20 protein-coding genes and 1 pseudogene are annotated in these 22,925 nt (G+C 74.0%); 12 read left to right on the top strand and 9 right to left on the bottom strand.

Going from position 1 to position 22,925, the window contains the following annotated elements:
- A pseudogene (locus ACERUJ_RS16495) lies at positions 1-138 on the bottom strand (sulfate adenylyltransferase small subunit); the annotation flags it as partial.
- A 159-nt stretch (positions 139-297) separates the two neighbouring features.
- On the opposite strand from ACERUJ_RS16495, the gene ACERUJ_RS16490 reads away from it, so the two are divergent.
- The gene (locus ACERUJ_RS16490) at positions 298-1,230 is read left to right on the top strand and encodes a glycosyltransferase (protein WP_370249918.1); all 933 of its coding nucleotides are present in this window, start codon (positions 298-300) and stop codon (positions 1,228-1,230) included.
- Here the strand turns inward: ACERUJ_RS16490 and ACERUJ_RS16485 are convergent.
- Genes ACERUJ_RS16485 through cysC form a run of 4 tightly spaced genes read right to left on the bottom strand, consistent with a single transcriptional unit; the run spans position 1,215 to position 6,253 of the window.
- Positions 1,215-2,381 carry a nucleotide sugar dehydrogenase gene (locus ACERUJ_RS16485; RefSeq protein ID WP_370249917.1) on the bottom strand — a complete coding sequence of 389 codons (1,167 nt, stop codon included), beginning with the start codon at positions 2,379-2,381 and terminating at the stop codon, positions 1,215-1,217. The genes ACERUJ_RS16490 and ACERUJ_RS16485 overlap by 16 nt on opposite strands.
- A gap of 43 nt (positions 2,382-2,424) precedes the next feature.
- Complete coding sequence (locus ACERUJ_RS16480) at positions 2,425-3,399, bottom strand: hypothetical protein (RefSeq protein WP_370249916.1); 975 nt, start codon at positions 3,397-3,399, stop codon at positions 2,425-2,427.
- Positions 3,396-4,397 (bottom strand): sulfite exporter TauE/SafE family protein, encoded by a 1,002-nt coding sequence (locus ACERUJ_RS16475; RefSeq protein ID WP_370249915.1) that lies wholly within the window; start codon positions 4,395-4,397, stop codon positions 3,396-3,398. The genes ACERUJ_RS16480 and ACERUJ_RS16475 overlap by 4 nt, the downstream gene beginning before the upstream one ends.
- Positions 4,397-6,253 (bottom strand): adenylyl-sulfate kinase, encoded by a 1,857-nt coding sequence (gene cysC, locus ACERUJ_RS16470; protein WP_370249913.1) that lies wholly within the window; start codon positions 6,251-6,253, stop codon positions 4,397-4,399. Before cysC ends, ACERUJ_RS16475 begins: the two co-directional genes overlap by 1 nt.
- Positions 6,254-6,293: 40 nt before the next feature.
- On the opposite strand from cysC, the gene ACERUJ_RS16465 reads away from it, so the two are divergent.
- From ACERUJ_RS16465 to ACERUJ_RS16445, 5 genes are all read left to right on the top strand, one after another.
- Positions 6,294-7,295 carry an asparaginase gene (locus ACERUJ_RS16465; protein ID WP_370249912.1) on the top strand — a complete coding sequence of 334 codons (1,002 nt, stop codon included), beginning with the start codon at positions 6,294-6,296 and terminating at the stop codon, positions 7,293-7,295.
- A gap of 149 nt (positions 7,296-7,444) precedes the next feature.
- Positions 7,445-7,933, top strand: a complete 489-nt coding sequence (locus tag ACERUJ_RS16460) for a helix-turn-helix domain-containing protein (RefSeq protein ID WP_370249911.1) — start codon at positions 7,445-7,447, stop codon at positions 7,931-7,933.
- Between the two features lie 2 nt (positions 7,934-7,935).
- Positions 7,936-8,553, top strand: a complete 618-nt coding sequence (locus ACERUJ_RS16455) for a hypothetical protein (RefSeq protein WP_370249910.1) — start codon at positions 7,936-7,938, stop codon at positions 8,551-8,553.
- A gap of 141 nt (positions 8,554-8,694) precedes the next feature.
- Positions 8,695-8,991, top strand: coding sequence for a DUF2516 family protein (locus tag ACERUJ_RS16450; protein WP_370249909.1), 297 nt, complete (start codon positions 8,695-8,697; stop codon positions 8,989-8,991).
- A 115-nt stretch (positions 8,992-9,106) separates the two neighbouring features.
- Positions 9,107-10,513 (top strand): polysaccharide biosynthesis tyrosine autokinase, encoded by a 1,407-nt coding sequence (locus ACERUJ_RS16445; RefSeq protein WP_370249908.1) that lies wholly within the window; start codon positions 9,107-9,109, stop codon positions 10,511-10,513.
- A gap of 91 nt (positions 10,514-10,604) precedes the next feature.
- Here the strand turns inward: ACERUJ_RS16445 and ACERUJ_RS16440 are convergent, their stop codons facing one another.
- From ACERUJ_RS16440 to ACERUJ_RS16430, 3 genes are all read right to left on the bottom strand, one after another.
- Entirely contained in the window at positions 10,605-12,002 is a 1,398-nt protein-coding gene (locus ACERUJ_RS16440) for a sugar nucleotide-binding protein (protein WP_370249907.1), read from the bottom strand.
- The gene (rfbB, locus tag ACERUJ_RS16435) at positions 11,999-12,988 is read right to left on the bottom strand and encodes a dTDP-glucose 4,6-dehydratase (protein ID WP_370249906.1); all 990 of its coding nucleotides are present in this window, start codon (positions 12,986-12,988) and stop codon (positions 11,999-12,001) included. Before rfbB ends, ACERUJ_RS16440 begins: the two co-directional genes overlap by 4 nt.
- A 66-nt stretch (positions 12,989-13,054) precedes the next feature.
- Positions 13,055-14,542, bottom strand: a complete 1,488-nt coding sequence (locus ACERUJ_RS16430) for a sugar transferase (RefSeq protein ID WP_370249905.1) — start codon at positions 14,540-14,542, stop codon at positions 13,055-13,057.
- 167 nt (positions 14,543-14,709) lie between these two features.
- Here ACERUJ_RS16430 and rfbA point away from each other — a divergent pair, with 167 nt between their 5' ends.
- From rfbA to ACERUJ_RS16405, 5 genes are all read left to right on the top strand, one after another.
- Positions 14,710-15,573, top strand: coding sequence for a glucose-1-phosphate thymidylyltransferase RfbA (gene rfbA, locus ACERUJ_RS16425; protein ID WP_370249904.1), 864 nt, complete (start codon positions 14,710-14,712; stop codon positions 15,571-15,573).
- A gap of 580 nt (positions 15,574-16,153) precedes the next feature.
- Positions 16,154-17,158 carry a UDP-glucose 4-epimerase GalE gene (gene galE, locus ACERUJ_RS16420; protein ID WP_370249903.1) on the top strand — a complete coding sequence of 335 codons (1,005 nt, stop codon included), beginning with the start codon at positions 16,154-16,156 and terminating at the stop codon, positions 17,156-17,158.
- A 34-nt stretch (positions 17,159-17,192) separates the two neighbouring features.
- Positions 17,193-18,299, top strand: a complete 1,107-nt coding sequence (gene gmd, locus ACERUJ_RS16415; RefSeq protein WP_370249902.1) for a GDP-mannose 4,6-dehydratase — start codon at positions 17,193-17,195, stop codon at positions 18,297-18,299.
- The gene (locus ACERUJ_RS16410) at positions 18,296-18,784 is read left to right on the top strand and encodes a hypothetical protein (protein WP_370249900.1); all 489 of its coding nucleotides are present in this window, start codon (positions 18,296-18,298) and stop codon (positions 18,782-18,784) included. The genes gmd and ACERUJ_RS16410 overlap by 4 nt, the downstream gene beginning before the upstream one ends.
- Positions 18,785-19,010: 226 nt before the next feature.
- Entirely contained in the window at positions 19,011-20,300 is a 1,290-nt protein-coding gene (locus ACERUJ_RS16405; protein ID WP_370249898.1) for a hypothetical protein, read from the top strand.
- Positions 20,301-20,380: 80 nt separating this feature from the next.
- Here ACERUJ_RS16405 and manA read toward each other — a convergent pair whose 3' ends face one another.
- Positions 20,381-21,685, bottom strand: coding sequence for a mannose-6-phosphate isomerase, class I (gene manA / locus ACERUJ_RS16400; RefSeq protein ID WP_370249897.1), 1,305 nt, complete (start codon positions 21,683-21,685; stop codon positions 20,381-20,383).
- A gap of 206 nt (positions 21,686-21,891) precedes the next feature.
- On the opposite strand from manA, the gene ACERUJ_RS16395 reads away from it, so the two are divergent.
- Positions 21,892-22,863 carry an alpha/beta hydrolase gene (locus ACERUJ_RS16395; protein WP_370249896.1) on the top strand — a complete coding sequence of 324 codons (972 nt, stop codon included), beginning with the start codon at positions 21,892-21,894 and terminating at the stop codon, positions 22,861-22,863.
- Positions 22,864-22,925 lie beyond the last annotated feature (62 nt).

The raw sequence follows: 22,925 nt of genomic DNA, 5'->3' as shown, positions 1-22,925 counted from the left end.
CACGATCGAGTCCTTACCACCCGAGAACATCAACACCGGACGCTCGAACTCCGCCGCCACCTCCCGGAAAATGTGGATCGACTCCGCCTCCAACTGATCCAACTGGCTCAACCGGTAATCGGCATGCGTGGTGGTCATGGGTTGCCTTGGGGCCTCTCGGGTCGGGGGTTGGCCGGCACGGCCAGCGGCTCATCGTAGTCAGCCGCGGCCCTGGCAGGCGAAGTCAGCAGTATGTCGACCGGCTCACAGGACTTCGTGCGCGTCTCAGCCCGCGGCGTTCGCGGCTAGCCTCGGGGCGTGCCGCCGACGCCCCGCATCCCCGCGGTCTTCCACTTCGTCTACGGCCTGCGGGAGCAGGATGCGCCGTTCCCGCTCCACCACCACCTGTGCCTGGCGTCCTGCCGCGCGGTCAACCCCGGGGCACGTGTCGTCGTGCACCTCCACCACCGGCCGTGGGGTCCGTGGTGGGACCGGATCGCTGCGTCGGTGGAGGTCCGCCAGCTCGACCCCGCGGCGCTCGGACAGGGGTTGGAGGGGGCCGACCCCGCCCACGAGCCCTACCGCCACGCCCACCTCTCCGACTTCGTGCGGCTGGAGATCCTGATGGCCGAGGGTGGCTACTACGCCGACATCGACTCGATCTTCGTGCGCCCCGCGCCCCACGAGTGGTCGGCCGCTCCCGCGATCATGGGCCACGAGCTCCCGCCCCACGGTGCGGCGGGCTCCCTGTGCAACGCCTGGATCGCCGCCCAGGCCGGATCCGCCTTCATCACGGAATGGCGACGACGGATGCCCGCCGCGTTCGACGGCTCGTGGAGCAACCACTCGACGCTGCTGCCGTACCGCCTGAGTGTCGAGATGCCCGAGGCGGTGCGCGTCGAGGCCGAGACCCGCTTCTTCGCCCTCGACTACACCCGTGCCGGCCTCGCCGACCTCTTCGACCGGCGCGTGGGGCTGCCCCCGGATGCGGTGAGTCTGCATCTGTGGGAGCACCTGTGGCACGCGCGGGAGCGGGTCGACTTCACGACCTTCCACGCGGGTCTCCTCACACCTGACTACGTGGCGTTCGCCGACACCACCTACGCGCACCTCGCGCGCCCGCACCTGCCCCCCGACGTCGTCGTCTCCCGGGTCCGCTTCCTTGCCCAGCAGGCGTCACGACGCCGGCAGGACGCGCGCCTGCGACTTCAGGCGGCGCGGGCCAGGCTCACCGGTCAGTCGCGGCCGTAGATGTCGCGGGTGTAGACCTTCTCGGCGACGTCGGCGAGGGCGTCGGTGCGCCGGTTGGCCAGGATGACGTCGCTGCGGGCCTTGAAGTCGGCCAGGTCGTGCACCACCTCGGAGCGGAAGAAGGTGGGCTCGGTCAGGGTCGGCTCGTAGACCAGCACCTCCACGCCCTTGGCCTTGAGCCGCTTCATGACCCCCTGGATGCTGGAGGCCCGGAAGTTGTCCGAGCCGGCCTTCATGATCAGCCGGTACACCCCGACCGTCGTGGGGTTGCGGCGCAGCACGTCCTCGGCGATGAAGTCCTTGCGCGTGGTGTTGGCCTCCACGATCGCGCTGATGAGGTTCTGCGGCACGTTGCGGTAGTTGGCCTGCAGCTGCTTGGTGTCCTTGGGCAGGCAGTAGCCGCCGTAGCCGAAGGAGGGATTGTTGTAGTGCCCGCCGATGCGCGGGTCCAGCCCGACGGCCTCGATGATCTGGGCGCTGTCGAGGCCGTGGGAGGCGGCGTAGGTGTCGAGCTCGTTGAAGTACGCCACGCGCAGGGCGAGGTAGGTGTTGGCGAACAGCTTGATCGCCTCCGCCTCGGTGGTGCCGGTGAGCAGCACCGGCACGTCGTCGTCCTCGGCGCCGGCGGCCAGCAGGTCGGCGAACACCGCGGCGCGGTCGGGGTCGCCGCCCACCACGATCCGCGAGGGGTGCAGGTTGTCCCACAGCGCGCGGCCCTCGCGCAGGAACTCGGGGGAGAACAGGATCGCCGCGCCGGGGTGGCGCTCGCGCATCTGCTCGGTGAAGCCCACCGGCACCGTCGACTTCACCACGATCGTGGCGTCCGGGGCCACCGCGAGGGCGTCGCGCATGACGGTCTCCACGGTGGAGGTGTCGAAGTACAGGGTGCGCTCGTCGTAGTCGGTGGGGGTGGCGATCACGACGATCTCGGCGTCGCGGTAGGCGGCCTGCGCGTCGAGGGTGGCGGTGAGTCGCAGGTCGCGGGTGGCGAGGTGCTCGCTCAGCTCGGCGTCCTCGATCGGCGCCTCGCGGCGGTTCAGCGCCGCCACGCGGCCGGGGTCCACGTCCACGGCGACGACGTCGTGCTCGCCGGCGAGCACCACGGCGTTGGACAGTCCGACGTACCCCAGACCCACGACGGTGATCCTCATGGCGGGCAGCCTAGGGCGTGGCGGCACCCCTGCGCCGCCTCGCTCAGCGGGGTGCGACGACCGCCACACGCCGTGGTCGGGCGTCCGTCGCGGGGCGCGCCGGTGCGCCCGGCGCCGGCTCGGGCCCGTCGTCGAGGTCGACCACCGTCGCCTGCCGCCCCCCGGGAGACGTGGCGAGGGAGGGGTCGAGGACCTGCTCGGCCAGGCCGATCGTCAGCTCGACCGCCAGGTCGCGCGGGGCGTACCGCAGGAGGTCGCGGGTGCGCACCGCCGGGTCCAGGCGCGGGGCCGGACCGGGCGCGACACCGAGCTCGGCCATCAGGCTCAGTCCCGGTGGGGTGTCGAGCACCGGCGCGGGGAGCCCGGCGGGGTCGGCGTCGGCGGGGGCGCGCACCTGCAGGGTGCGGCCGGTGCCGGGCAGGTGCACCATCCCGGTGGGCATCAGCGCCGCCTCGCCGGGCGCCAGGGCGACGCTGTGCAGCAGCAGGGCGATCAGCGCATCGGGCGAGCGGCGCGAGCGTGCGGCCAGCCGCCCCACGGCGCTGAACAGGCGCGCGGCCTCGGGGTTGAGGGAGGGGTCGCTGCGCCGCTGGCTGCGGTGCCGCAGCTCCTCGCGCACCGCACGGGCGCCGGCGTGTCGTGCGGCGTCGCCCAGGTCGGGCAGGATCCGCCGCAGCGCCCGCCCCTCCAGCGAGCGCAGGTCGTCGACGACGCCCGCGAGCAGCGCGGCCTCGTCCTCCGGGGTGCGGTCGTGCGCCGCGACGTCGCCATCGGGATCGGCCAGGGGATCGGCCAGGGGATCGGCCAGGGGTCCGGCGAGGTGGTCGGCCAGCCCGTGGGCCCACCGGTCCGGCAGCAGGCGCAGCAGCGCGGCCGTGCGCCGCAGCTCACGGAAGCCCGCGAGCAGCTCGACCCGGGTCTGGGCGTAGAGCAGCGCCGGCTCCGCGGCGACGCGCAACCGGTCGGGCTCGACCAGGTCGACGACGGCGACGCGCGCCGCCGCGGAGCCCGCCGTCACTCGGTGCGGGGGCCCGAGGGCTTGAGCTCGTCGACGCCCTCGAGCTGGGCCACGGTGGGGGCGCCGAACATCGGGAGTCCCTGACCGCGTCGCAGCAGGCCCCACACGAGCGGCACGAGCACCAGCATCGCCACGCCGACGCCGGCGACCAGCATGGGGTGGGTCTCGTCGGCGCCGAGCGGCTTCCAGCCGGCCTTGTCGAGCAGGGCGACGCCCGACATCGTCAGCACGACCACGATGCCGCGCCGCAGGATCGACTGGGGCACGCGCGGGGCGAGCCGGCTGCCCAGCACGGTGCCGGGCACCGAGCCGATGACGAGCGGGATCAGCAGCTCCCAGTCCAGGCCGTGGATCGCGACGTTGGAGACCGCGGCGGCCAGCACCAGCGGCACGGCCTGCACGAGGTCGGTGCCCACCAGCTTCACCGCCGACAGGCCGGGATAGAGCATGAGCAGCGCGACCATGATCACCGAGCCGGACCCGACGCTGGTGATGCCGACGAGCAGACCGCCGAGCGCGCCGACCAGCAGCGTGGCCAGCGGGCGGATGCGCGGGTCCTCCTCGCCGAGGTGCCCGCCGCCGCGCACCCGGCGCAGGTTGAGGTAGAGCCGCAGCGCGTAGGTGAGCGCGGCGAGCAGCAGCGCGAAGCCGATCGACATCTTCAGCACGAAGTCGAGCTGGTCCTCGTCGGCGGTGAACGCCTTCACCGCGTACGGCCCGGCGAGCGCCATCGGCACCGAGCCGATGATCAGCCACTTGGCGAGCTCGAGGTTGGGCGAGCCCTCGCGGGCGTGCACGATCGCGCCGCCCGACTTGTAGATCGCGGCGGCGGTGAGGTCGGCGGCCACCACGGTGGAGGCCTCGCCCGCGCCGGCGCCGAGGAACAGCAGGGCGGGGGTCATCAGGGCGCCGCCGCCCATGCCGGTGAGGCCGACGACGATGCCGACGAGGAAGCCGGCGACGAGGATCGCCAGCGCCGTGGTGGTGAGCAGGTCCATCAGGAGGTCCTCTCCGCGCCGGTGGCGCCGAGTCGGGGGAGGACGACGTCGAGCAGGTCGTCGGCGCGTCGGGCGGTGGCGGTGGCGGCGTCGGCGCCACGACCGTAGGGGTCGGCGAGGTCGTGCGCCGGGTCGGCGCTGCCGCGGTGCTGGCCCACCGCGCGCACGGCGGCGTGGCCGACCAGCGTCGGGTCGATCTGGCCCAGCGCGGCCGCGAACTGACCCAGGGTGAAGACCTTGCGGAAGGCCTGCGGGTCCTCCTCGAGGATGAACGCGCGGTGCGTGGCCTCGGCGGTGAGCACGAGGTCGGCCTGCGCGACCATCGCCGGGGTGAGGCGACGGGAGCGGAACGACGCGGGGTCCAGGCCGCGGGCCCGGGCCTGGTCGGCCATCCGCTGCTCCATCGGCTTGTCGATCCAGCCGTGGGTGCCGGCGCTGCCGATCTCCACCCCCGCCCCGAGCGACTCCGCGATCGCGCGGGCGCGCAGCTCCAGGTAGGGCGAGCGGCAGATGTTGGCGGTGCACACGAACAGCACCCGCAGCGGACGCTCCTCCTCCGACACGGCCGGCGCGGCCGCCGGCGCCGCGGCCGGCGCCGCGGCCGGAGCCGTGGCGGGGGTCGCGGCCGGGGTGCGGCGCAGGTCCAGGTAGCCCGCGTCGGCGAGGGCGTCGACGACGTCGTCGAGCGCGTCGTCGATGGTGCGCCCGGTGGTGTCGACCACGACGTCGGCGTCGGTGGGTGCCTCGTACGGGGAGGAGATGCCGGTGAACTCGGGGATCTCGCCGCGGCGCGCCTTGGCGTACAGGCCCTTGCGGTCGCGCCGCTCGCACTCCTCCAGCGGCGTGGCGACGTGGACGAGGAAGAACGCACCGCCGGCGGCGTCGACCATCGCCCGCACGTCCTGGCGCGTGGCGTCGAAGGGCGCGATCGGGCTCACGACCGCCACCCCGCCGTGGCGGGCGATCTCGGCGGCCACCCAGCCGATGCGGCGGATGTTGGTCTCGCGGTCCTCCTTGGAGAACGTCAACCCGGCCGAGAGGTGGCGGCGCACGACGTCGCCGTCGAGGCTGGTGACGCTGCGCCCGCCCTGCTCGAGCAGTCGGTCCATCAGCGCCCGGGCCAGGGTGGACTTGCCGCTGCCGGACAGGCCGGTGAAGAAGAGCACGAGGCCCTGGTCCTGCGGCGCGGGCTGGTCCTCGGCCACGATCGCCGCCACCGCCTCGGGCAGGGCGGCGTCGGGGTCCGCGGCGCCGAGGGCGTGCACCGGGTCGCCGGCGGCGTAGGTGGCCACCACCTGCACCCCCAGCGCGTGGTCGGTGGCGGCGGTGCCGTGCGAGGCCAGCGGCACCGCCACGACGACGGCGTCGGGCAGCAGGTCGGCAGCCGCGAGGGTGGCGCGCAGCAGCGCCACGGGGGACAGGCGCGGGGTGCCGGTGCCGACCAGGGCGAGCAGCAGCAGGGGGCCGCGCCCGCGCAGCTCCTCGAGGTCGGCGAGGCTGAGGGCGTCGTCGACCGGCACGACGGTGCGGCCGGCGTGGGCCGCGCGCACCTGCGCGGGGCTGAGGTAGAGGCGGCGGAACGGGCCGTACTGCGGCAGCGTGAGCAGCCGGACCTCGCGGCTTCCGTCGGCGCGCAGGGCGGCCCGCGCGAGCGGCAGGCCCTCGGGGTCGACCAGCTCGATCTCCGGGGCGGCGCGCAGCGCGTCGGGCAGGGTCAGGGTCACGGGGCTGCCGGGCAGGTCGAACCCGTCCAGCGGGGCGAGCGCGCCGGTGAGGAGCAGCTCCAGGTCGTCGAGCTCGGCTGGGGAGGGGCAGTGCTGGGGGAGCGGGGCGGAGCCGGGCCCGGGTGAGGACATGCGGGGCATCTTGCCAAAGCAGAGTCGATAACGTGGATTCATGGGCTCGATGGAGAAGGTGTCGCGCGAAACCGGTCCCGGCGCAGGGTCGCCGGTGCTCGCCGAGGTCGTGCGCTCGGGCTTCGTGGAGGGCCGCCACCGCGGCATCGCGCTGCTGCTCGACGCCGACGGCGTCGTCACGGCGTCGTGGGGCGACGTCCGCGCCCCGATCCTGACCCGCTCCACCCTCAAGCCGCTGCAGGCCGTCGGCATGCTGCGCCTCGGCGTCCCGCTCAGCGCACCCCAGGTCGCGCTGGCCTGCGCGAGCCACGACGGTGAGCCGATCCACACCGACGGCGTGCTGGCCCTGCTGGACTCGGTCGGCCTGGGCCCCGACGCCCTGCAGACCCCGCCCGACTGGCCGGGGCACGAAGCGACCCGGTATGCCGTGATCCGTGCCGGCGGCGAGCGCACCGCGCTGGCGATGGGCTGCTCGGGCAAGCACGCGGCGATGCTCGCCACCTGCGTGCACCGCGGCTGGGACACCGCCGGCTACCGCGACCCCGCGCACCCGCTGCAGCAGGCCCTGGCCGCGACCGTCGCCGAGCTCACCGGAGAGCCCGTCGCCGCCACCGTGGTGGACGGCTGCGGCGCGCCGCAGTTCGCCACCACCCTGCTCGGCACGGCCCGCGCCTTCGCCGCGATCGCCACCGCCGACCCGGCCTCGGAGGAGGGTCGCGTCGCGGCGGCCGTGCGGTCCCGGCCCGAGCTGGTCTCGGGCACGACGCGCGACGAGCGGGTCCTGCTCACCGCGGTCCCCGGCGCGATCGGCAAGTACGGCGCCGAGGCCAGCTACGTCGTGGCACTGCCCGACGGCCGGGTGGCCGCGGTCAAGATCGAGGACGGCGGCGACCGCGCCCGCCGCGCGGTGATGGGGGCGCTGCTCGCCCGGGCCGGGGTGCTCGAGGAGCCCGGGGTCGACGCGGCCGGCGTGCGGGCGGCCACGCGGGTGCCGCTCACCGGGGCCCACGACGTCGTCGGCGAGGTGCGCGCCGTGCTGTGAGGCCGCAGGGCCCGCGCGTGACGGGGGCCACTGCTGCCTGGTTGCAAGCACCCAGATCCGCCGCAGATCCCTTGTCCTGCAGGGGATGTGTGGGTGAGGTCACGCCCGCTTTGCTTGCAAGTGCTAACAACAGTTAGCAAGATGGGGGCATGGCCAAGAGCAAGGTCGGGCAGACCGTCGAGTCGCTCGGTGACTACCTCAAGGAGCAGCGGCTCGCGTCGCGGCTGTCCTTGCGGCAGCTCGCCGCGCAGACGGGTGTGTCCAACCCCTACCTGAGCCAGATCGAGCGGGGGCTGCGCAAGCCCTCCGCCGATGTGCTGCAGCAGATCGCCCGGGCGCTGCGCATCTCCGCGGACCAGCTCTACGTCCGCGCCGGGATCGTCAGCCCCGAGGTCACCACCGACGGCACGGTCGAACTCGCCGTCCTGCACGACCCCGGCCTCACCGAGCGGCAGAAGCAGTCACTCCTCGATGTCTATGCGTCGTTCCTCGCGCTCAACGCGGCGGAGCGGAACGAGGACGACGAGATCAACCCCACCCATGCCGACGCCACCGCCGGCACCACCGGCACCGCGGACCCCGCGGACACCGGCGTCGCACCCCAGGCCGGAGACCCGGCCGAGATCAAGGAGAAGTAACCATGGCCAAGACCAAGATCGACCTCGCCTCGCTCGAGATCCCCGCGGCCGCCCAGAAGCCCCTCTACGCCTCCGTGGGCGCCGGCGACCTCGCCGTGACCGCCGTCAAGGAGTACGTCGCCGACGTGCAGAAGCGCTTCACCGAGGTCCAGAAGGACGCCCAGGTGAAGGTCGCCGACGTGCAGCGCACCGTCACCGACTTCGACCCCAAGACCCTGCGCGAGTCGGCCCTCGAGGTCGCCAAGACCCGCCGTGCCCGCGTCGAGGCCCGGGTCGCGGAGCTGCAGGCCGCCGCCGAGGCGCTGCCGACCAAGGTCCAGGCCAAGGTGCAGACCGTCGTCGACGAGAACGTCGCCACCCTCACCGCCACCTACGCCGACCTGGCCAAGCGCGGCGAGGCTGTCGTCAAGGGCGCCAAGCTGCCCGTCGTCGAGGTGACCGTGACCGAGGCCCCCGCCGCCCCGGCCGCCAAGAAGGCCCCGGCCGCCAAGAAGGCCCCGGCCGCCAAGAAGGCCCCCGCCGCGAAGAAGGCCCCGGCCGCGAAGAAGGCGCCCGCCGCCAAGAAGGCCCCGGCCGCCAAGAAGGCTCCGGCCAAGAAGGCCCCCGCCGCCGGCGCCTGAGCCCCACCAGGGCCCTGCGGGGTCCGACCTTCCCTTCCTCCTCGGCCCCGTCGTCCCTGTGGACGGCGGGGCCGAGGGCGTTCCCGGGGGCGGCGCCGACCACCCCCGCGGCCGGGTGGGGGCCGCTACGCTGTGCCCACCATGGACTCCTGGGCAGACCACGTCTTCTTCATCGAGGGCACGCTGGCGACCGTCGTGTTCTTCGCCGTGCTCGCGCTCTCGATCTTCGCCTTCGTGCACGCGCTGCTGCAGCCCGCCCCGGCCTACGAGGCGGCCGGCAAGCTCAACAAGGCCACGTGGTGCACCCTGCTCGGCGTCGGCGTGGTGCTGCAGTTCGTGCCCATCGGCGGCGGCCTGATCTTCATCGTCTTCCTCGTCGCCACCCTCGTGTACCTCGCCGACGTGCGTCCCGCGATCGCTGGCCTGCGTCGTCGCTGAGGCCCGGCCGGGACCGATCCGCCACGAACCCGCAGGGGCGGGCCCCCGTGGTCGATAGGGTGGGCGGCAGGACGCGCTGGGGAGAGCGCGTCCCCTGGCGTGGAGGGGCAACACCGTGGAACTGACCGACTACTGGCGCACGATCCGCCGCCGCTGGCGACTGATCGTCGCCACGGTGCTGCTGGCGGCCGGTGCCTCGGGACTGATGACCTGGCAGGCGACCCCGCTCTACGCCTCCTCCGCCCAGCTCTTCGTCTCCACCGCCGCCACCAACACCGGCGAGGCCAGCGTCGGCAACCAGTTCGCCACCCAGCGTGTGGCCTCCTACGTGAACCTGGTCGGCACCCGCAAGCTCGCCGACGCCGTCGCCGCCGCGATGGGCGGGCGCGTGCCGGCCGGGGCGCTGCGCGGCAGCGTCAGCGCCGCGGCCGTCCCGGCGACCGTGAACCTCACCATCACCGCGCGCAACCCCGATCCCGTGCTGGCGCGCGACATCGCCCAGGCCTACGCCGTGGCGCTGAGCGACCTCGTGTCCGAGATCGAGACGCCGGAAGGCCAGACGTCGGCGCCGGTGCGGGTCTCGATCGTCGACAACGCCCAGCTGTCGCTGGGCCCGATCAGCCCGAACCCTCGGCGCAACCTCACCCTCGGTCTGGCGCTCGGGCTGCTCCTCGGCGCCGGCCTCGCCGTCCTGCGCGACCTGCTCGACACCTCGATCACCACCACCGAGGACGTCGCCACCGTCACCCAGGCGCCGGTGCTGGCCAACATCGGCTCCGACGCCGCCGCGGTGCGCCTGGCCCCGCACGAGGCGCTGCAGGACACCACGCCGTGGGCCGAGGCGTTCCGGGTGCTGCGTACGAACATGCAGTACGTCGAGGTCGACCACGACCGTCGGGTGTTCGTGATCTCCAGCTCCCTGCCCGGCGAGGGCAAGTCCACGACGTCGGCCAACCTCGCCGTCACCCTCGCGCTGGCCGGGGAGTCGGTGGTGCTCGTGGAGTGCGACCTGCGCCGGCCCACGATGGCCGACCGGCTCGGCCTCGACGGCGCGGTCGGCACGACCAGCGTGCTCATCGGGCGCGTCAAGCTCGACGACGCCCTGCAGGCCTACGGCGACACCGGACTGCAGGTGCTGCCCTGCGGCCACCGCCCGCCCAACCCCGCCGAGCTGCTGCAGTCGCAGGCCATGGAGACGCTCCTGCAGGACCTGCGGGCCCGCTTCGACATCGTGCTCATCGACGCCCCGCCGCTGCTGCCCGTCACCGACGCCGCCCTGCTCGCCGCACGCTCCGACGGCCTGCTCGCCGTCGTCAAGCACGGCCGCACCACCCGCGAGCAGCTGCGCCACGCCCTGGAGCGGGTCGAGTCGGTGGACGCCAAGGTGGTGGGCACGGTCGTGAACCAGGTGCCCTCGCGGCGCCGCGGGTCCGGCTACGGGTACGGCTACGGGTACGGCTACAGCTACGCCCCCACCCCCGAGCGCGCTGCGCGCCGCCGCTTCAGCCTGCGCCGCGCCTGAGGGTCCCTGTTCCCCGTTGTCACCAGCGGAATGCACCGGTCAACGCCGGTGACCGGTGCACTCCGCGGGTGACCACGGGAGACGGGGAGCCCTACAGCAGGGCGGTGAGGTAGCGGGCGAGGGCCTCGTCCTGCGGTTCGGGCGTGAAGCCCGTGGCCTCGAGGGCGGTGAGGGCCAGCGTGCTGTGCCGCGGACGGGGTGCCGGCGGGGCGTCCAGCCCGGCCGCGTACGCGGCGGTGGACACCGGCACGACGTCGTCGGCCTCACGGCCGCAGGCGGCGAAGACGGCCCGCGCGATCGCGGCCCACGAGCGCGCCGGCCCGCCGTTGGTCACGTGGTAGGTGCCCGGCGGGGCGTGCTGCACCAGGTGCACCAGCGCGTCGGCCAGGGTGTCGGCGAAGGTCAGCCGTCCGATCTGGTCGTCCACCACCCGGGGGCTCACGCCGCGGCGGGCGAGGTCGGCCATCGTGCGCACGAAGTTGGGACCCTCGCCCACCAGCCAGGTCGTCCGCACCAGGTGGTGGCGGTGCCAGGAGGTGACTGCCGCCTCGCCGGCGGCCTTCGAGGCGCCGTAGACGCCCAGGGGGGCCACGGGCTCGTCGACCTCGTGCACCTCCTGCTCGCCGTCGAAGACGGAGTCGGTGGAGACGTGCACCAGCCCCAGGTCGTGGCGGCGCGCGATCGCCGCCAGCTCGGCCGGCACCCGGGCGTTGAGGGCCCAGGCGCCTCGGCGTCCCTCGGCGGTCTCGGCGGCGTCGACGGCGGTCCACGCGGCGGCGTTGTAGACGACGTCGTGCTGCGCCCAGTCCCACGCGGCGAGCGCGGCGGGGTCGGTGAGGTCCAGCTGGTCGCGGTCGACCCCGACGGCGTGGGGCAGCGCCCGCATCAGGGCCCGGCCCAGCTGGCCCTGTGCGCCGAGCACCAGCGGCACGCGCGGCGGCACCGGGGTGATCTCGGCCAGCCGGGGGTTGCTGCGGTCCTTCTCCGAGACCTCGGCCTCGGCCGGCGGCACCGGCCAGTCGATGCCGAGCGCGGGGTCGTCGAGGGCGAGGCCGAGGTAGCGCACCGCGGGGTTCCAGTGCGCGGTGACGAGGTAGGCGTAGGCGACGTCGTCGGTGAGGGTCTGGTAGCTGTTCGCCACCCCGCGCGGCACGAACACCGCGACGCCGGGGTCGAGCTCGAGGGTCACCACGGTGCCGAAGCCCGCGCCCTCCCGCAGGTCCGCCCAGGCGCCGAAGGCCCGGCCGGTGGCGAGGGTGACCAGCTTGTCCCACGGCTCGGCGTGTAGGCCGCGGGTGGTGCCGCGCCGGGCGTTGAAGGAGACGTTGTGCTGCACCGGGGCGAGGTCGGGCAGCCCGAGCGCGACCATCTTCTCCCGCTGCCAGGCCTCCTTGAACCAGCCGCGGGCGTCGCGGTGCACGGGCAGCCGGACGACGAGCAGCCCCGCGATCGCCGTCGTCTCGACGGCCAGCGGGGCGGGGTCGCTCACGCCTGGCCCCGCGCGGCGTACGCGGCCTCGGTGCCGGCCTTGACCGGGCGCCACCAGTCCTCGTGCCCGCGGTACCAGGCGATGACGTCGGCCAGCCCGGCCTCGACGTCGGCGAAGCGCGGCGTCCAGCCCAGCTCGCGGCGCAGCTTGGTGGAGTCGATGGCGTAGCGCTGGTCGTGTCCGGGGCGGTCGGCGACCAGGTCGTAGTCCTCGGCGTCGCGGCCGAGCAGTCGCAGCAGGGTGCGGACGATGTCGAGGTTGGTGCGCTCGCCGTCGGCGCCGATGAGGTAGGTCTCGCCCGGCACGCCCCGCTCGAGGATCGTCCACACCGCGGCGGAGTGGTCGGCCACGTGGATCCAGTCGCGCACCTGGGCGCCGGTGCCGTAGACCTTGGGGCGGCCGCCGTCGAGGAGGTTGGTGATCTGGCGCGGGATGAACTTCTCGACGTGCTGCCAGGGTCCGTAGTTGTTGGAGCAGTTGCTCAGCGTGGCGCGCACCCCGAAGCTGCGTCCCCACGCCCGCACGAGGTGGTCCGAGCCGGCCTTGCTGGCCGAGTACGGGCTGCTGGGGCGGTAGGGGCTGTCCTCGGTGAAGCGAGCCGGGTCGTCGAGGGCGAGGTCGCCGTAGACCTCGTCGGTGGACACGTGGTGCAGCCGTGCCCCGGTGCGGCGCACGGCCTCGAGCAGCGTGAAGGTGCCGACGAGGTTGGTGCGGATGAAGGGGCCGGGGTCGCGCAGGGAGTTGTCGTTGTGCGACTCCGCGGCGAAGTGCACCACGACGTCGTGCTCGGCCACGAGCGGCTCGACCACCGCGGCGTCGGCGACGTCGCCCACGACCAGCCGCACCTGCGGCAGCGCGGCCAGCGCGTCGGGCGAGGCGGCGTAGGTGAGCAGGTCGAGCACGGTGACCTCCGCGCCCTGCGCCACGGCGTGCTCGACGAAGTTCGCGCCGATGAATCCCGCCCCACCCGTGACCAGTACTCGCACGCGCCCACTCTAGGGCGTGGGCGGACCGGTCCTGCCGGCCCTGCGCCCGCGCGAGGAGGGCACGGATCAGTAGGCGCCGCGGGAGCTGAGCACGGCGGTGACCGTCTTGGCCAGGATCGAGAGGTCCTGCAGCACCGACCAGTTGTCGACGTAGTAGAGGTCCAGGCGCAGGGCCTCCTCGGTGGACAGGTCCGAGCGTCCCGAGACCTGCCACAGCCCGGTGATGCCGGGACGCACCCGCAGGCGACGACGGGCGTCGACCGGGTAGGCCGCCACCTCCTCCGGCAGCGGGGGACGCGGACCGACCAGGCTCATGTCGCCGCGCAGGACGTTCCACGCCTGCGGGAGCTCGTCGATCGAGAGGCGCCGCAGCAGCCGGCCGACCCGGGTGATGCGGGGGTCCTCGGCGAGCTTGAACAGCCCGCCGTCCCAGCCGTGCGCGGCCCGCAGCTCGGCGAGCCGGGCCTCGGCGTCCACGACCATGGTGCGCAGCTTGAGCACCTCGAAGACCCGGCCGTCGCGGCCCACGCGGGCCTGCCGGAACAGCACCGGGCCCCGGTCGCCGCAGCGCACGGCGAGCGCGGCCGCGAGCAGCACGGGGGAGGCCGCCACCAGGATCGCGACCGAGCCGACGATGTCGAGCAGACGCTTGCCCCAGCGGGAGGCGTCGATCGCGCGCGGCGGGTCGAGGTGGATCAGCGGCAGGCCGCCGACGGGCCGGATCTTGACCCGGTCGCCGGCGACGTCGGAGATGCTGGGCGCCACCACCACCTGCACGCCGTGGGGCTCCAGGGCCCAGGCGATCCGCCGCATCTCGGTGGCCGAGCGCACGCCGCCGTCCACGAAGAACACCACGTCCACCCCCGAGCGCACGACGTGGTCGCAGATCGCGGCGGTGCTGCCCTGCACCGCGACCCCCCGATCGGTGAGGGTGCCGGGCACGCCGCCCGGCGACAGCGCGCCGACGACGCGGTACCCCAGCCGGGCGTCGCGCCGCAGCACCGCCGCGACCCGCTCGGCCTCGTCGGCGTGGCCGATCACCAGGACGTTGTGCAGCAGCGAGTTGCGCCCGCGGGCCCGGTAGAGCACACGGCGCACGGCGAGGCGGCCGACCGGCAGCAGCACGAACGCCACCGCGGCGTAGGTGAACAGCAGCCCCCGCGAGAGCGGGTACTTGATCACGAAGCAGGCGGTGGACACGAGCGCGGCAGCGGCGAGGGCCGCCTTGGCGACCCGGCGGAACTCCTCGGTGCCGACCTCGAGGTAGGTCCGGGTGTAGGCGCCGGCCGCGGCCAGCGACAGCACCCAGGTGCCGACCAGGGCCGGTGCCAGCAGCGGCAGGTCCGGGCTGAGGTCGGCGGGTCCGGTGGCGAAGTCCCAGGTGGCGCGCGCCAGCAGGGCGGTGAGCACGGCCCCGAGCAGCAGCGTGAGGTCGACGGCGAGGATGGCCAGCGGCAGGCGGGGGAGCAGCCGGGAGCGGCGCGCGGGCGCGCTCGGCCGGGCGCTCGGGGCGCCGTGCAGCCCGGAGGGCGTAGGTCCAGCGACGAGGGTCATGGGTCGGGGGGTCCTCGGTGATGCGGATCGTGCATGGGGGACGCCGGGCGCCGTCTGAGGTCGGCACCGACCCGATCACCGTAGGCTAAGCCGGTGCTGTCCACCCCCGGAACCGTGGATCCGTCCGCCCCTCGGCCCTCGGCCCGACCCGGTCGGGCGGTGCGCTGATGCGCGGGATCATCCTGGCCGGCGGCACGGGCAGCCGACTGCACCCCATCACGTTCGCGGTGAGCAAGCAGCTGATGCCGGTGTACGACAAGCCGATGATCCACTACCCGCTCTCGACACTGATGCTCGCCGGCATCCGGGAGATCCTGGTGATCACCACCCCGCACGAGGCCGACCAGTTCCGGCGGCTGCTGGGCGACGGGTCGCACCTCGGTCTGGCGATCACCTACGCCGTGCAGGAGCGCCCCGACGGCCTGGCCCAGGCCTTCGTGATCGGGGAGGAGCACATCGGCGGGGAGTCGGTGGGGCTGGTGCTGGGCGACAACATCTTCCACGGCGCCGGCCTCGGCACCCGGCTGCGCCGCTTCGCCGACCTCGACGGTGCGGCGGTGTTCGGCTACCGCGTCGCCGATCCGACCGCGTACGGCGTCGTGGAGTTCGACGCCGAGGGCCGGGCGATCTCGCTGGAGGAGAAGCCCGCGCGACCGCGCAGCCGCTACGCCGTGCCGGGGCTGTACTTCTACGGCCCCGACGTGTCCGCGCTGGCCCGCACCCTGCGCCCCTCGGCGCGGGGGGAGTACGAGATCACCGACCTCAACCGGATCTACCTCGAGCAGGGTCGGCTCCAGGTCGAGGTGCTGCCCCGCGGGGCGGCCTGGCTCGACACCGGCACCTTCGACGACCTCAACGACGCCAGCAACTTCGTGCGCGCCATCGAGGCCCGCCAGGGCACCAAGGTCGGGGCGCCGGAGGAGGTGGCCTGGCGGATGGGCTTCATCGACGACGCCGGCCTCACCGCCCTCGCCGAGCCCCTGCTCAAGTCCGGCTACGGCCGCTACCTCCTCGACCTCCTCGCCGAGTAGCCCGCGGTCTCCCGTCGCAACTAGCGAAATGTGCAGCGCAGTCCGTGGATCCACGGCTCCGGCCTGCACATTTCGCTAGTTGCGACGTTCCCCGGTTGGCGCGCCGTCTAGTCCGAAAGGACTATCCCGAGCACGTCTGCTCGCCTGAGGTGGCGCGCCTCGCGGCACGGCAGAGTTACTGCTGTCGCGAGGTGCTGCGGGGAGACCCGCAGAGCGGGCTGCGAGGCCCCGACGTCGCGACCCAGGCGTGGAGCCGACGGCAGGAGGGAGGCCGTCGGCTCCGTCCTGCTTTTGGGGTCGGTGTCCTCGGTCCCCGCCTCCGCGCCCGCCCCGTCGTCCGGTGCCGCGGGTAGTCCCCCCGGGCCATCCCGGTTCCGGCTGCTCGGCCGAGGCGCGCACCGCCGTCGCACGGCAGAGTTGGTGCTGTCGCGAGGTGCTGCGGGGAGACCTGCAGAGCGGGCTGCGAGGCCCCGACGTCGCGACCCCGGCATCGACAGTGACGGAGCCGACGGCTGGAGGGAGGCCGTCGGCTCCGTCACTTTTCGTGGTCCGGTCGGGGAGCACCGTTACCGTGTCGGCCATGAAGGTGCTCATCACCGGCGGGGCCGGCTACCTCGGCTCGACCACTGCGAAGGCCCTCGAGGCGGCCGGGCACACCCCGGTCATCCTCGACTCCCTGCTGACCGGGCCGCTGGCCTTCGTGCGCGACCGGATCTTCTACGAGGGCGACATCGCCGACCGCGCACTGCTGCGCCGCATCGCCGCGGAGCACCCCGACATCGACGCCACTATCCACATGGCCGCACGCATCGTCGTGCCGGAGTCGGTGGAGAAGCCCTACGAGTACTACCGCGACAACGTCGCGAAGTCGCTCGAGCTCTTCGACGAGCTCACCGCGCTCGGGCTGAACCGCGTCCTGTTCTCCTCCTCCGCGAGCCTGTACGCCACCAAGGACGGCTTCGAGGTCGACGAGGACGACCCGCTCGACCCGCCCTCCCCCTACGCCCGCACCAAGCGGATGATGGAGCAGGTCCTGCTCGACCTCGCCTCCGCCACCGACCTGCGCGCGATCATCCTGCGCTACTTCAACCCCATCGGCTCCGACCCCGACCTGGAGTCCGGCATCTACGTCAAGGAGCCCAGCCACGTGCTCGGCCAGCTGGTGCTGGCCGCCCGCGGGCAGAAGGACTCCTTCACCATCACCGGCACCGACCTGCCCACCCGCGACGGCACCGGCGTGCGCGACTACATCCACGTCTGGGACCTCGCCCGCGCCCACGTGCGTGCGATCGAGCGCTTCGACGACGTCCTGGCCGCCGAGCAGGCGCCCGCCACGATCATCAACGTCGGTCGGGGCGACGGCGTCACCGTGCGTGAGCTCATCAGCGCCTTCGAGGGCGTCTTCGGTCGGGCCGTGCCCACCACCGAGGCCCCGCCGCGTCCCGGCGACGCCGTGGGTGCCTTCGCCAACGTCGACAAGGCGGCGCGCCTGCTCGACTGGCGCACCGAGCTGAGCATCCCCGACGCCATCGCCGCCGCCCTGGCCTGGGCCGAGAAGCGGCACGAGATCCTCGGGTACGAGTGATCCGCGCGGGCGCGGGCTCACTACGATCGGGCGGGTGACCACGTCTCCCCGTGCCAGTTCCGTCGCCGGCGACGTCCCCGGTGACGCCGCCGGCGAGCAGGATCGCCGGCGTGCGCTGATCGTCGGCGTCACCGGCCAGGACGGGTCCTACCTCGCCGAGCTGCTGCTGGCCAAGGGGTACGAGGTGCACGGCGTCGTGCGCTCGGCGTCGTCGTACAACATGGGGCGCATCGACCACCTCTACCGCGACCCGCACGAGCCCGACGTGCGCTTCTTCCTCCACGACGGCGACCTCGGCGACAGCGCCCGGCTCATGACCCTGCTGGGGCGCATCGCCCCGCACGAGGTCTACAACCTCGCGGGTCAGTCGCACGTGGCGGTGAGCTTCGAGCGCCCCGAGCACACCGGCGACGCCGCCGGTCTGGGTGCGGTCCGGCTGCTCGAGGCGATCCGCGCCTCGGGGATCGAGTGCCGCTACTACCAGAGCTCGTCCTCGGAGATGTTCGGCGCCAGCCCGCCCCCGCAGCGCGAGGACACCCCCTTCCAGCCGATCTCGCCCTACGCCGTGGCGAAGCTGTACGCGCACTGGATCACCCGCAACTACCGCGAGACCTACGGCATGTTCGCGGTCAACGGCATCGCCTTCAGCCACGAGTCGCCGCGTCGCCACGAGGACTTCGTCACCCGCAAGGTCTCCCGGGCGGTGGCCCGCATCCAGGCCGGTCTCGACGACTACGTCTACCTCGGCAGCCTCGACGCCGTGCGCGACTGGGGCTACGCCCCGGAGTACGTCGAGGGCATGTGGCGGATGCTGCAGGCCGACGAGCCGGGCGACTACGTGCTCGCCACCGGCACCCGCACCTCGGTGCGCGAGTTCGTGGCCGCCGCGTTCGACCACGCGGGCCTGGACTGGCAGCAGCACGTGCGCTTCGACCGCCGCTACCTGCGCCCCGCCGAGGGCGCCTCGCTGATCGGCGACAGCAGCCTGGCCGCCGAGCGACTGGGCTGGCAGGCGCGGGTGCACGGGGAGGGTCTGGCGCGGATCATGGTCGACGCCGACGTCGCCGCCCTGCGCCACGAGGGTCGGCACTGGATCGACCGACCCGACCTCCCCGCCTGGCAGGTCGAGGCGGCCTGGTGAGGTCGCCCGGGGCCCGTGTCGCGCCGTCATGGAACGCGGTGGCCCCGGTGCTCTGGGTGGTCTGTGGTGCCTCGGGCGCCCTGCAGTTCCTGGTGCCCTGGGCGCGGGAGGGCCTGCTGGCGGACTCCTCGCTGGCCGACACAGTCACCCTGCTCCGCGCGGGCGTGGTCGCGGGCGTCTCCCCGGAGGCGGACCGCTGGTGGTGGCTGTTGCTCGTGCCGCCGGGGGCCGGTGTCGTCCTCATCGGCTGCGCCGTGCCGCGTGGCGCTCCGGTCCGGTGGATCCGCCGAGCGCTCGCTGCGATGGTCGTGCTCGGCTCGGCCGGGGTGTGGTGGGTGCTCGGACTCGCCCCGGCGAACCTCGGGCCGGCGCCTGTCGTCGTGGTCATCGGGGGACTTGCGGGAACCGGTGCGGTACTGGTCGACTGGCGCACCGCCGCGCTCCCCACCTCGACCCGACCCGAGGTCGTCGTCCCACCGCGGTGATCCCCAGGAGGTCTCGGACGTGAGCAGGTTCTGCGGTGGGTGTGGCACGGCCCGCGCGAGCGGTCAACGGTTCTGCACCGGGTGCGGCGCCGCCCTCGCCCCCGACCCGGGCACCCCGCCCCCGGCGCCGTCGGCCGGGACGTCGGCCGGGACACCGCCCGTGCCGCCTCCGGCGCCGCCCGCTCCGCCGGTCCCCTCGGTACCGCCACCCGCCCCGCCGTCCTCGGTGACGGCGCCGCCGTCGTCTCCGCCGCCGCGCATCGCCCCGACCGGGCTGCCGCGGCGTCGGATCGCCCTGATCGGCACCCTGGCCCTCGCGCTCGTCGCGGGTGGGATCGTGGCGTGGTCGGTGCTGCGCGGAGGTCCGGGAGCGGACTCACCGGAGGAGGCCGTGCGCGAGTTCGTCGCCGCGGTCACCGCCCAGGACGCCGTGGCGGCGCTGGCGGTGGTCAACCCCGCCGAGGTCGTCGGTCTGGCCGCGAGCTTCGGACGCGCCCGGCAGCGGCTCGAGGACGTCGGGCTCACGGGAGGTGGGCGGCTGCTCGACGCCGTCGACCTCCGCGTCGACGACCTCGACGTCGAGGTGGAGCAGCTGGCCGACGATCTCGCCCGGGTGGTGCCCACCCGGGGGCTCGCCACCATCGCCCTCGACCCCGAACGACTGCCGGAGCGCCTCGGCGATCTCACCGCGGTGCTCGAGGAGACGACGCTGGACGGCAGCCCGGAGGCGTTCGAGAACATCTACGGAGTGCCTCCGGCCGTCCTGACGGTCCGGGTCGAGGGCCGCTGGTACGTCAGCCTGCTCGCCTCGGCGCTGGACCTGCAGTTCGGCGACGCGGTCCGCGAGTTCCGGATCCGGGCCTACGGTGACGAGGGCCTGGTCGCGGCCGACTACGCGGAGTCCGACGAGTACCGGCCGCGCATCTCGGCGACGCCGCAAGCGGTGCTCTCCGACCTGGCCACCCTCGTCGACGGCGGGCAGGTCGCGGCGCTGGTCGACGCGCTCCCGGAGGGTCTCGCGATCGCGCTGCGGCCCTACGCCTCGATCGTGCAGGAGTACCTGGTGGGGGTGACGGTGACGTCGGCCTCGCTCGAGGACCTGGACGTCGACGTCGAGGACGTCGGGGACGGCCTGACCCGTCTCACGATCGATCGCGCGGTGGCGCGGCTGGACTTCGACGACATCACCGGTGAGCCGGTGAGTGTGGGGGCGGAGCTGGTCGGGGACTGCGGCACGGCGCAGGAGTACCAGCCCGGCGGATCGGTGGTGGAGGACTCCGACTCCGCCTGCCTGCCGGCCGAGTTCGTGCGTGCGACCGGCATCGACCGGGCCACGGTGATGGTGCGCGAGGTGGAGGGCGGCTACCAGCTCGATCCGGCCGCGACCGTGGTGGACTACCTCGACCGGGTCGTGCAGACCCTGCCCGACTCCCTGCTGGAGCAGGGGATCGATCTCGTGGTCGAGGAGATCCGGTACGAGGTCGGATCCGAGGACGACTCGACGTTCACCGACTGACACTCCGCCCACCCGGCAGACGGGAGAGGGGGCGGCCGGCCGGTGCGTCGATCGGCCGCGAGGCGGACCCGAGGTGTTCCTCAGTCGGGCACGGAGGCGACGGCGACCCGGCCCTCGCCGATCACCACGATGCGGCCCGCGGAGTGGGGGACGAACACCGAGTGGCCGCGCGGGAGCGTGCGGCGCGAGCCGCCGCACACGACGTCGACCTCGCCCTCGAGGGCCAGCACGATGCGCGGGCCCTGCGGGGGCAGCTCGAAGACCGGGCTGGTGGCGACGTGGAGCGCGAACTCCTCCACCGGCGGCGTGAGGCGCGCGTAGTCGGGGTCGCCGAGGTCGACGCGGTTCCAGTACGGGGCCGGCGACGGCGTGAAGTCGGTGACGTCGAGCAGCTCCTCGACGTCCATGTGCTTGGGCGTGAGACCGGCGCGCAGGACGTTGTCGGAGGAGGCCATGATCTCCACGCCCAGCCCGCGGGAGTAGGCGTGGATGAGACCGGCCCGCACGAACATCGACTCGCCCGGGGCGAGCACGATGTGGTTGAGCAGCAGGGTGACCAGCGCCCCGGCGTCGGCGGGGTAGCGCTCCACGAGGTCGGGCAGCTGGGCGAAGACCCGGGTGGCCTCGCGCAGCACGGGGTCGGGCCGGTGCGAGCGGGCGCGGGAGTAGGAGTCCTGGCGGTGCAGCCGCTCCTCGGTGTCGTGGGCGCGCTCCCCGAGCTCGGCCAGCAGCCGGGCGGTGCCGTCGGGGTCGCCGGCGCCGGCGCGCAGGATGTCGGTGACGACGCGGCGCAGCGCTGCGGCGGGGGTGCCCTCGCCGAGTCGGTGGGCGGTCTCGTCGGCCCACTCGTGGCCGAGCAGCCGCAGCAGCCGGGCGGTGTCCTCGACGGCGCGGAAGCCGGCCATCCCCTCGAAGCGGGTGAGGGCGAAGATCAGCTCGGGCTTGTGGGAGCAGTCGCGGTAGTTGCGGTGCCCGGCCTCCAGCGGGATGCCGGCCTGGTTCTCGCGCTCGTAGCCGACCACGGCGCGCTCGGGCGAGGGGTGCACCTGCAGCGAGAGCGGCTCGGCGGCGGCGAGCACCTTCATCAGGAACGGCAGCCGGGCGCCGAACCGGGCGTGGACGTCGGCGCCGAGGGTCGCCTCCGGATCGGCCACGATGCGGTCGAGCAGGGTGTCGCCCTCGGGCAGACGCGAGGGGTCGCCGGCGTGGGCGCCGAGCCAGAGCTCGGCGGCGGGCTCGCCGTCCTCGGGGTGACCGAGGAACCGCGGGATGTGGCTGCGCGATCCCCAGGCGTAGGGGCGCACCTGGTTGACCAGGGGCCAGAGCTCGGGGCTCGGGACCTCGTGGTCGGTCGTGGTGGGGCGCGCCGCGTCCATCAGCGTCATGGGTCCATGGTGTCGAGTCCGGGGGGAGAGGTGCACCAGTTTCCCTCGAAAGAATGACCAGGATCGAGCGGCGGATTCTTGCGGATAACTTGCGCTACGGCGTCGAGCCTAGCGGTCGGGACGATTCCCGAACCCCCGTTCCGGCCTGGGTGTCCAGTCAGCGCGTCCGTCGACGTCGCGGCGACACCCGCCCTAGGCTCGGCACCATGCCACTGGATCCGGGCACCGCCGCCCTGCTCGAGCTCGTCGCCGCCGCTCCCTACCCGCCCATGCACGAGGGCACGCCCGAGAACGCGCGCCGCGCCTACCGCGCGATGACCGTCGACCTGGTCACCCCGGAGAGCCGGGTGCCGGTGGGCGAGCTCCGCGACGTCGACGTCGCCGGTCGACCCGGCCGGCTCTACCTCCCGGCCGGGGCCGAGGGCCCGGTCGCGACCCTGCTCTACCTCCACGGCGGCGGGTTCGTGATCGGCGACCTCGACACCCACGACCAGATCTGCCGCCGCTTCTGCGCCGGCGCCGGGGTGGCCGTCGTCGCGGTGGACTACCGGCTGGCGCCCGAGCACCCGTTCCCGGCGGCCGTGGAGGACGCGCTCGCCGCGCTGGACTGGGTGCACGCGCACCGCGGCGAGTGGCAGGGCTCCGACGTCGTCGCCGTGGGTGGCGACTCCGCGGGCGGCAACCTCTCCGCCGTCGTCTCCCAGGCCCGGCCCGACCTGGTGTCGGCCCAGGTCCTGATCTACCCCGCCACCCACCTGCTCGGGGACTACCCCTCGCGGGAGGAGAACGCGGTGGGCTACTTCCTCGAGATGGCCACGATGACCTGGTTCGGGGCCCACTACCTCGGCCTGTCCGCCGCCGAGGCCGCCCCGGCCGACGACGCCGACGCCCTGGCCGCGCTCGGGATCGACCTCGACGACGTGCGCCACAGCCCGATCCTCGGCGACCTCGCCGGCCAGCCGCCGGCCGTGCTCGTGACCGCGGAGTTCGACCCGCTGCGCGACGAGGGCGAGGCCTACGGCGCGGCCCTGCGGGCTGCCGGCGTCGTCGTCGACGCCCAGCGCTACGACGGCCTCGTGCACGGCTTCATCGACATGGGGATCATGAGCCCCGCCGCGGCCGCCGCGGTGGACGACCTCGTGGCGCGCACCGCCCGCCTGCTCGCCTCCCTCGGCTGATCCGGGGCCGCTGTCTCCCGTCGTCACAAGCATTCGGCAGCCGGATCGGGCAGATCCGCCTG

It is taken from the genome of Nocardioides sp., assembly GCF_964228225.1.
In the GTDB taxonomy this organism is placed as follows: Bacteria; Actinomycetota; Actinomycetes; order Propionibacteriales; family Nocardioidaceae; genus Nocardioides.
This window is presented reverse-complemented; position numbering and strand designations above follow the sequence as displayed.

Bases quoted from the DNA above. Each gene is read 5' to 3' on its own strand.
- galE (WP_370249903.1), top strand. From the start codon at position 16,154: ATGAAGGTGCTCATCACCGGCGGGGCCGGCTACCTCGGCTCGACCACT.
- ACERUJ_RS16475 (WP_370249915.1), bottom strand. From the start codon at position 4,397: ATGGACCTGCTCACCACCACGGCGCTGGCGATCCTCGTCGCCGGCTTC.
- ACERUJ_RS16485 (WP_370249917.1), bottom strand. From the start codon at position 2,381: ATGAGGATCACCGTCGTGGGTCTGGGGTACGTCGGACTGTCCAACGCC.
- ACERUJ_RS16450 (WP_370249909.1), top strand. From the start codon at position 8,695: ATGGACTCCTGGGCAGACCACGTCTTCTTCATCGAGGGCACGCTGGCG.
- manA (WP_370249897.1), bottom strand. From the start codon at position 21,685: ATGACGCTGATGGACGCGGCGCGCCCCACCACGACCGACCACGAGGTC.
- ACERUJ_RS16395 (WP_370249896.1), top strand. From the start codon at position 21,892: ATGCCACTGGATCCGGGCACCGCCGCCCTGCTCGAGCTCGTCGCCGCC.
- cysC (WP_370249913.1), bottom strand. From the start codon at position 6,253: ATGTCCTCACCCGGGCCCGGCTCCGCCCCGCTCCCCCAGCACTGCCCC.
- rfbA (WP_370249904.1), top strand. From the start codon at position 14,710: ATGCGCGGGATCATCCTGGCCGGCGGCACGGGCAGCCGACTGCACCCC.
- ACERUJ_RS16465 (WP_370249912.1), top strand. From the start codon at position 6,294: ATGGGCTCGATGGAGAAGGTGTCGCGCGAAACCGGTCCCGGCGCAGGG.
- ACERUJ_RS16430 (WP_370249905.1), bottom strand. From the start codon at position 14,542: ATGACCCTCGTCGCTGGACCTACGCCCTCCGGGCTGCACGGCGCCCCG.
- ACERUJ_RS16460 (WP_370249911.1), top strand. From the start codon at position 7,445: ATGGCCAAGAGCAAGGTCGGGCAGACCGTCGAGTCGCTCGGTGACTAC.
- ACERUJ_RS16455 (WP_370249910.1), top strand. From the start codon at position 7,936: ATGGCCAAGACCAAGATCGACCTCGCCTCGCTCGAGATCCCCGCGGCC.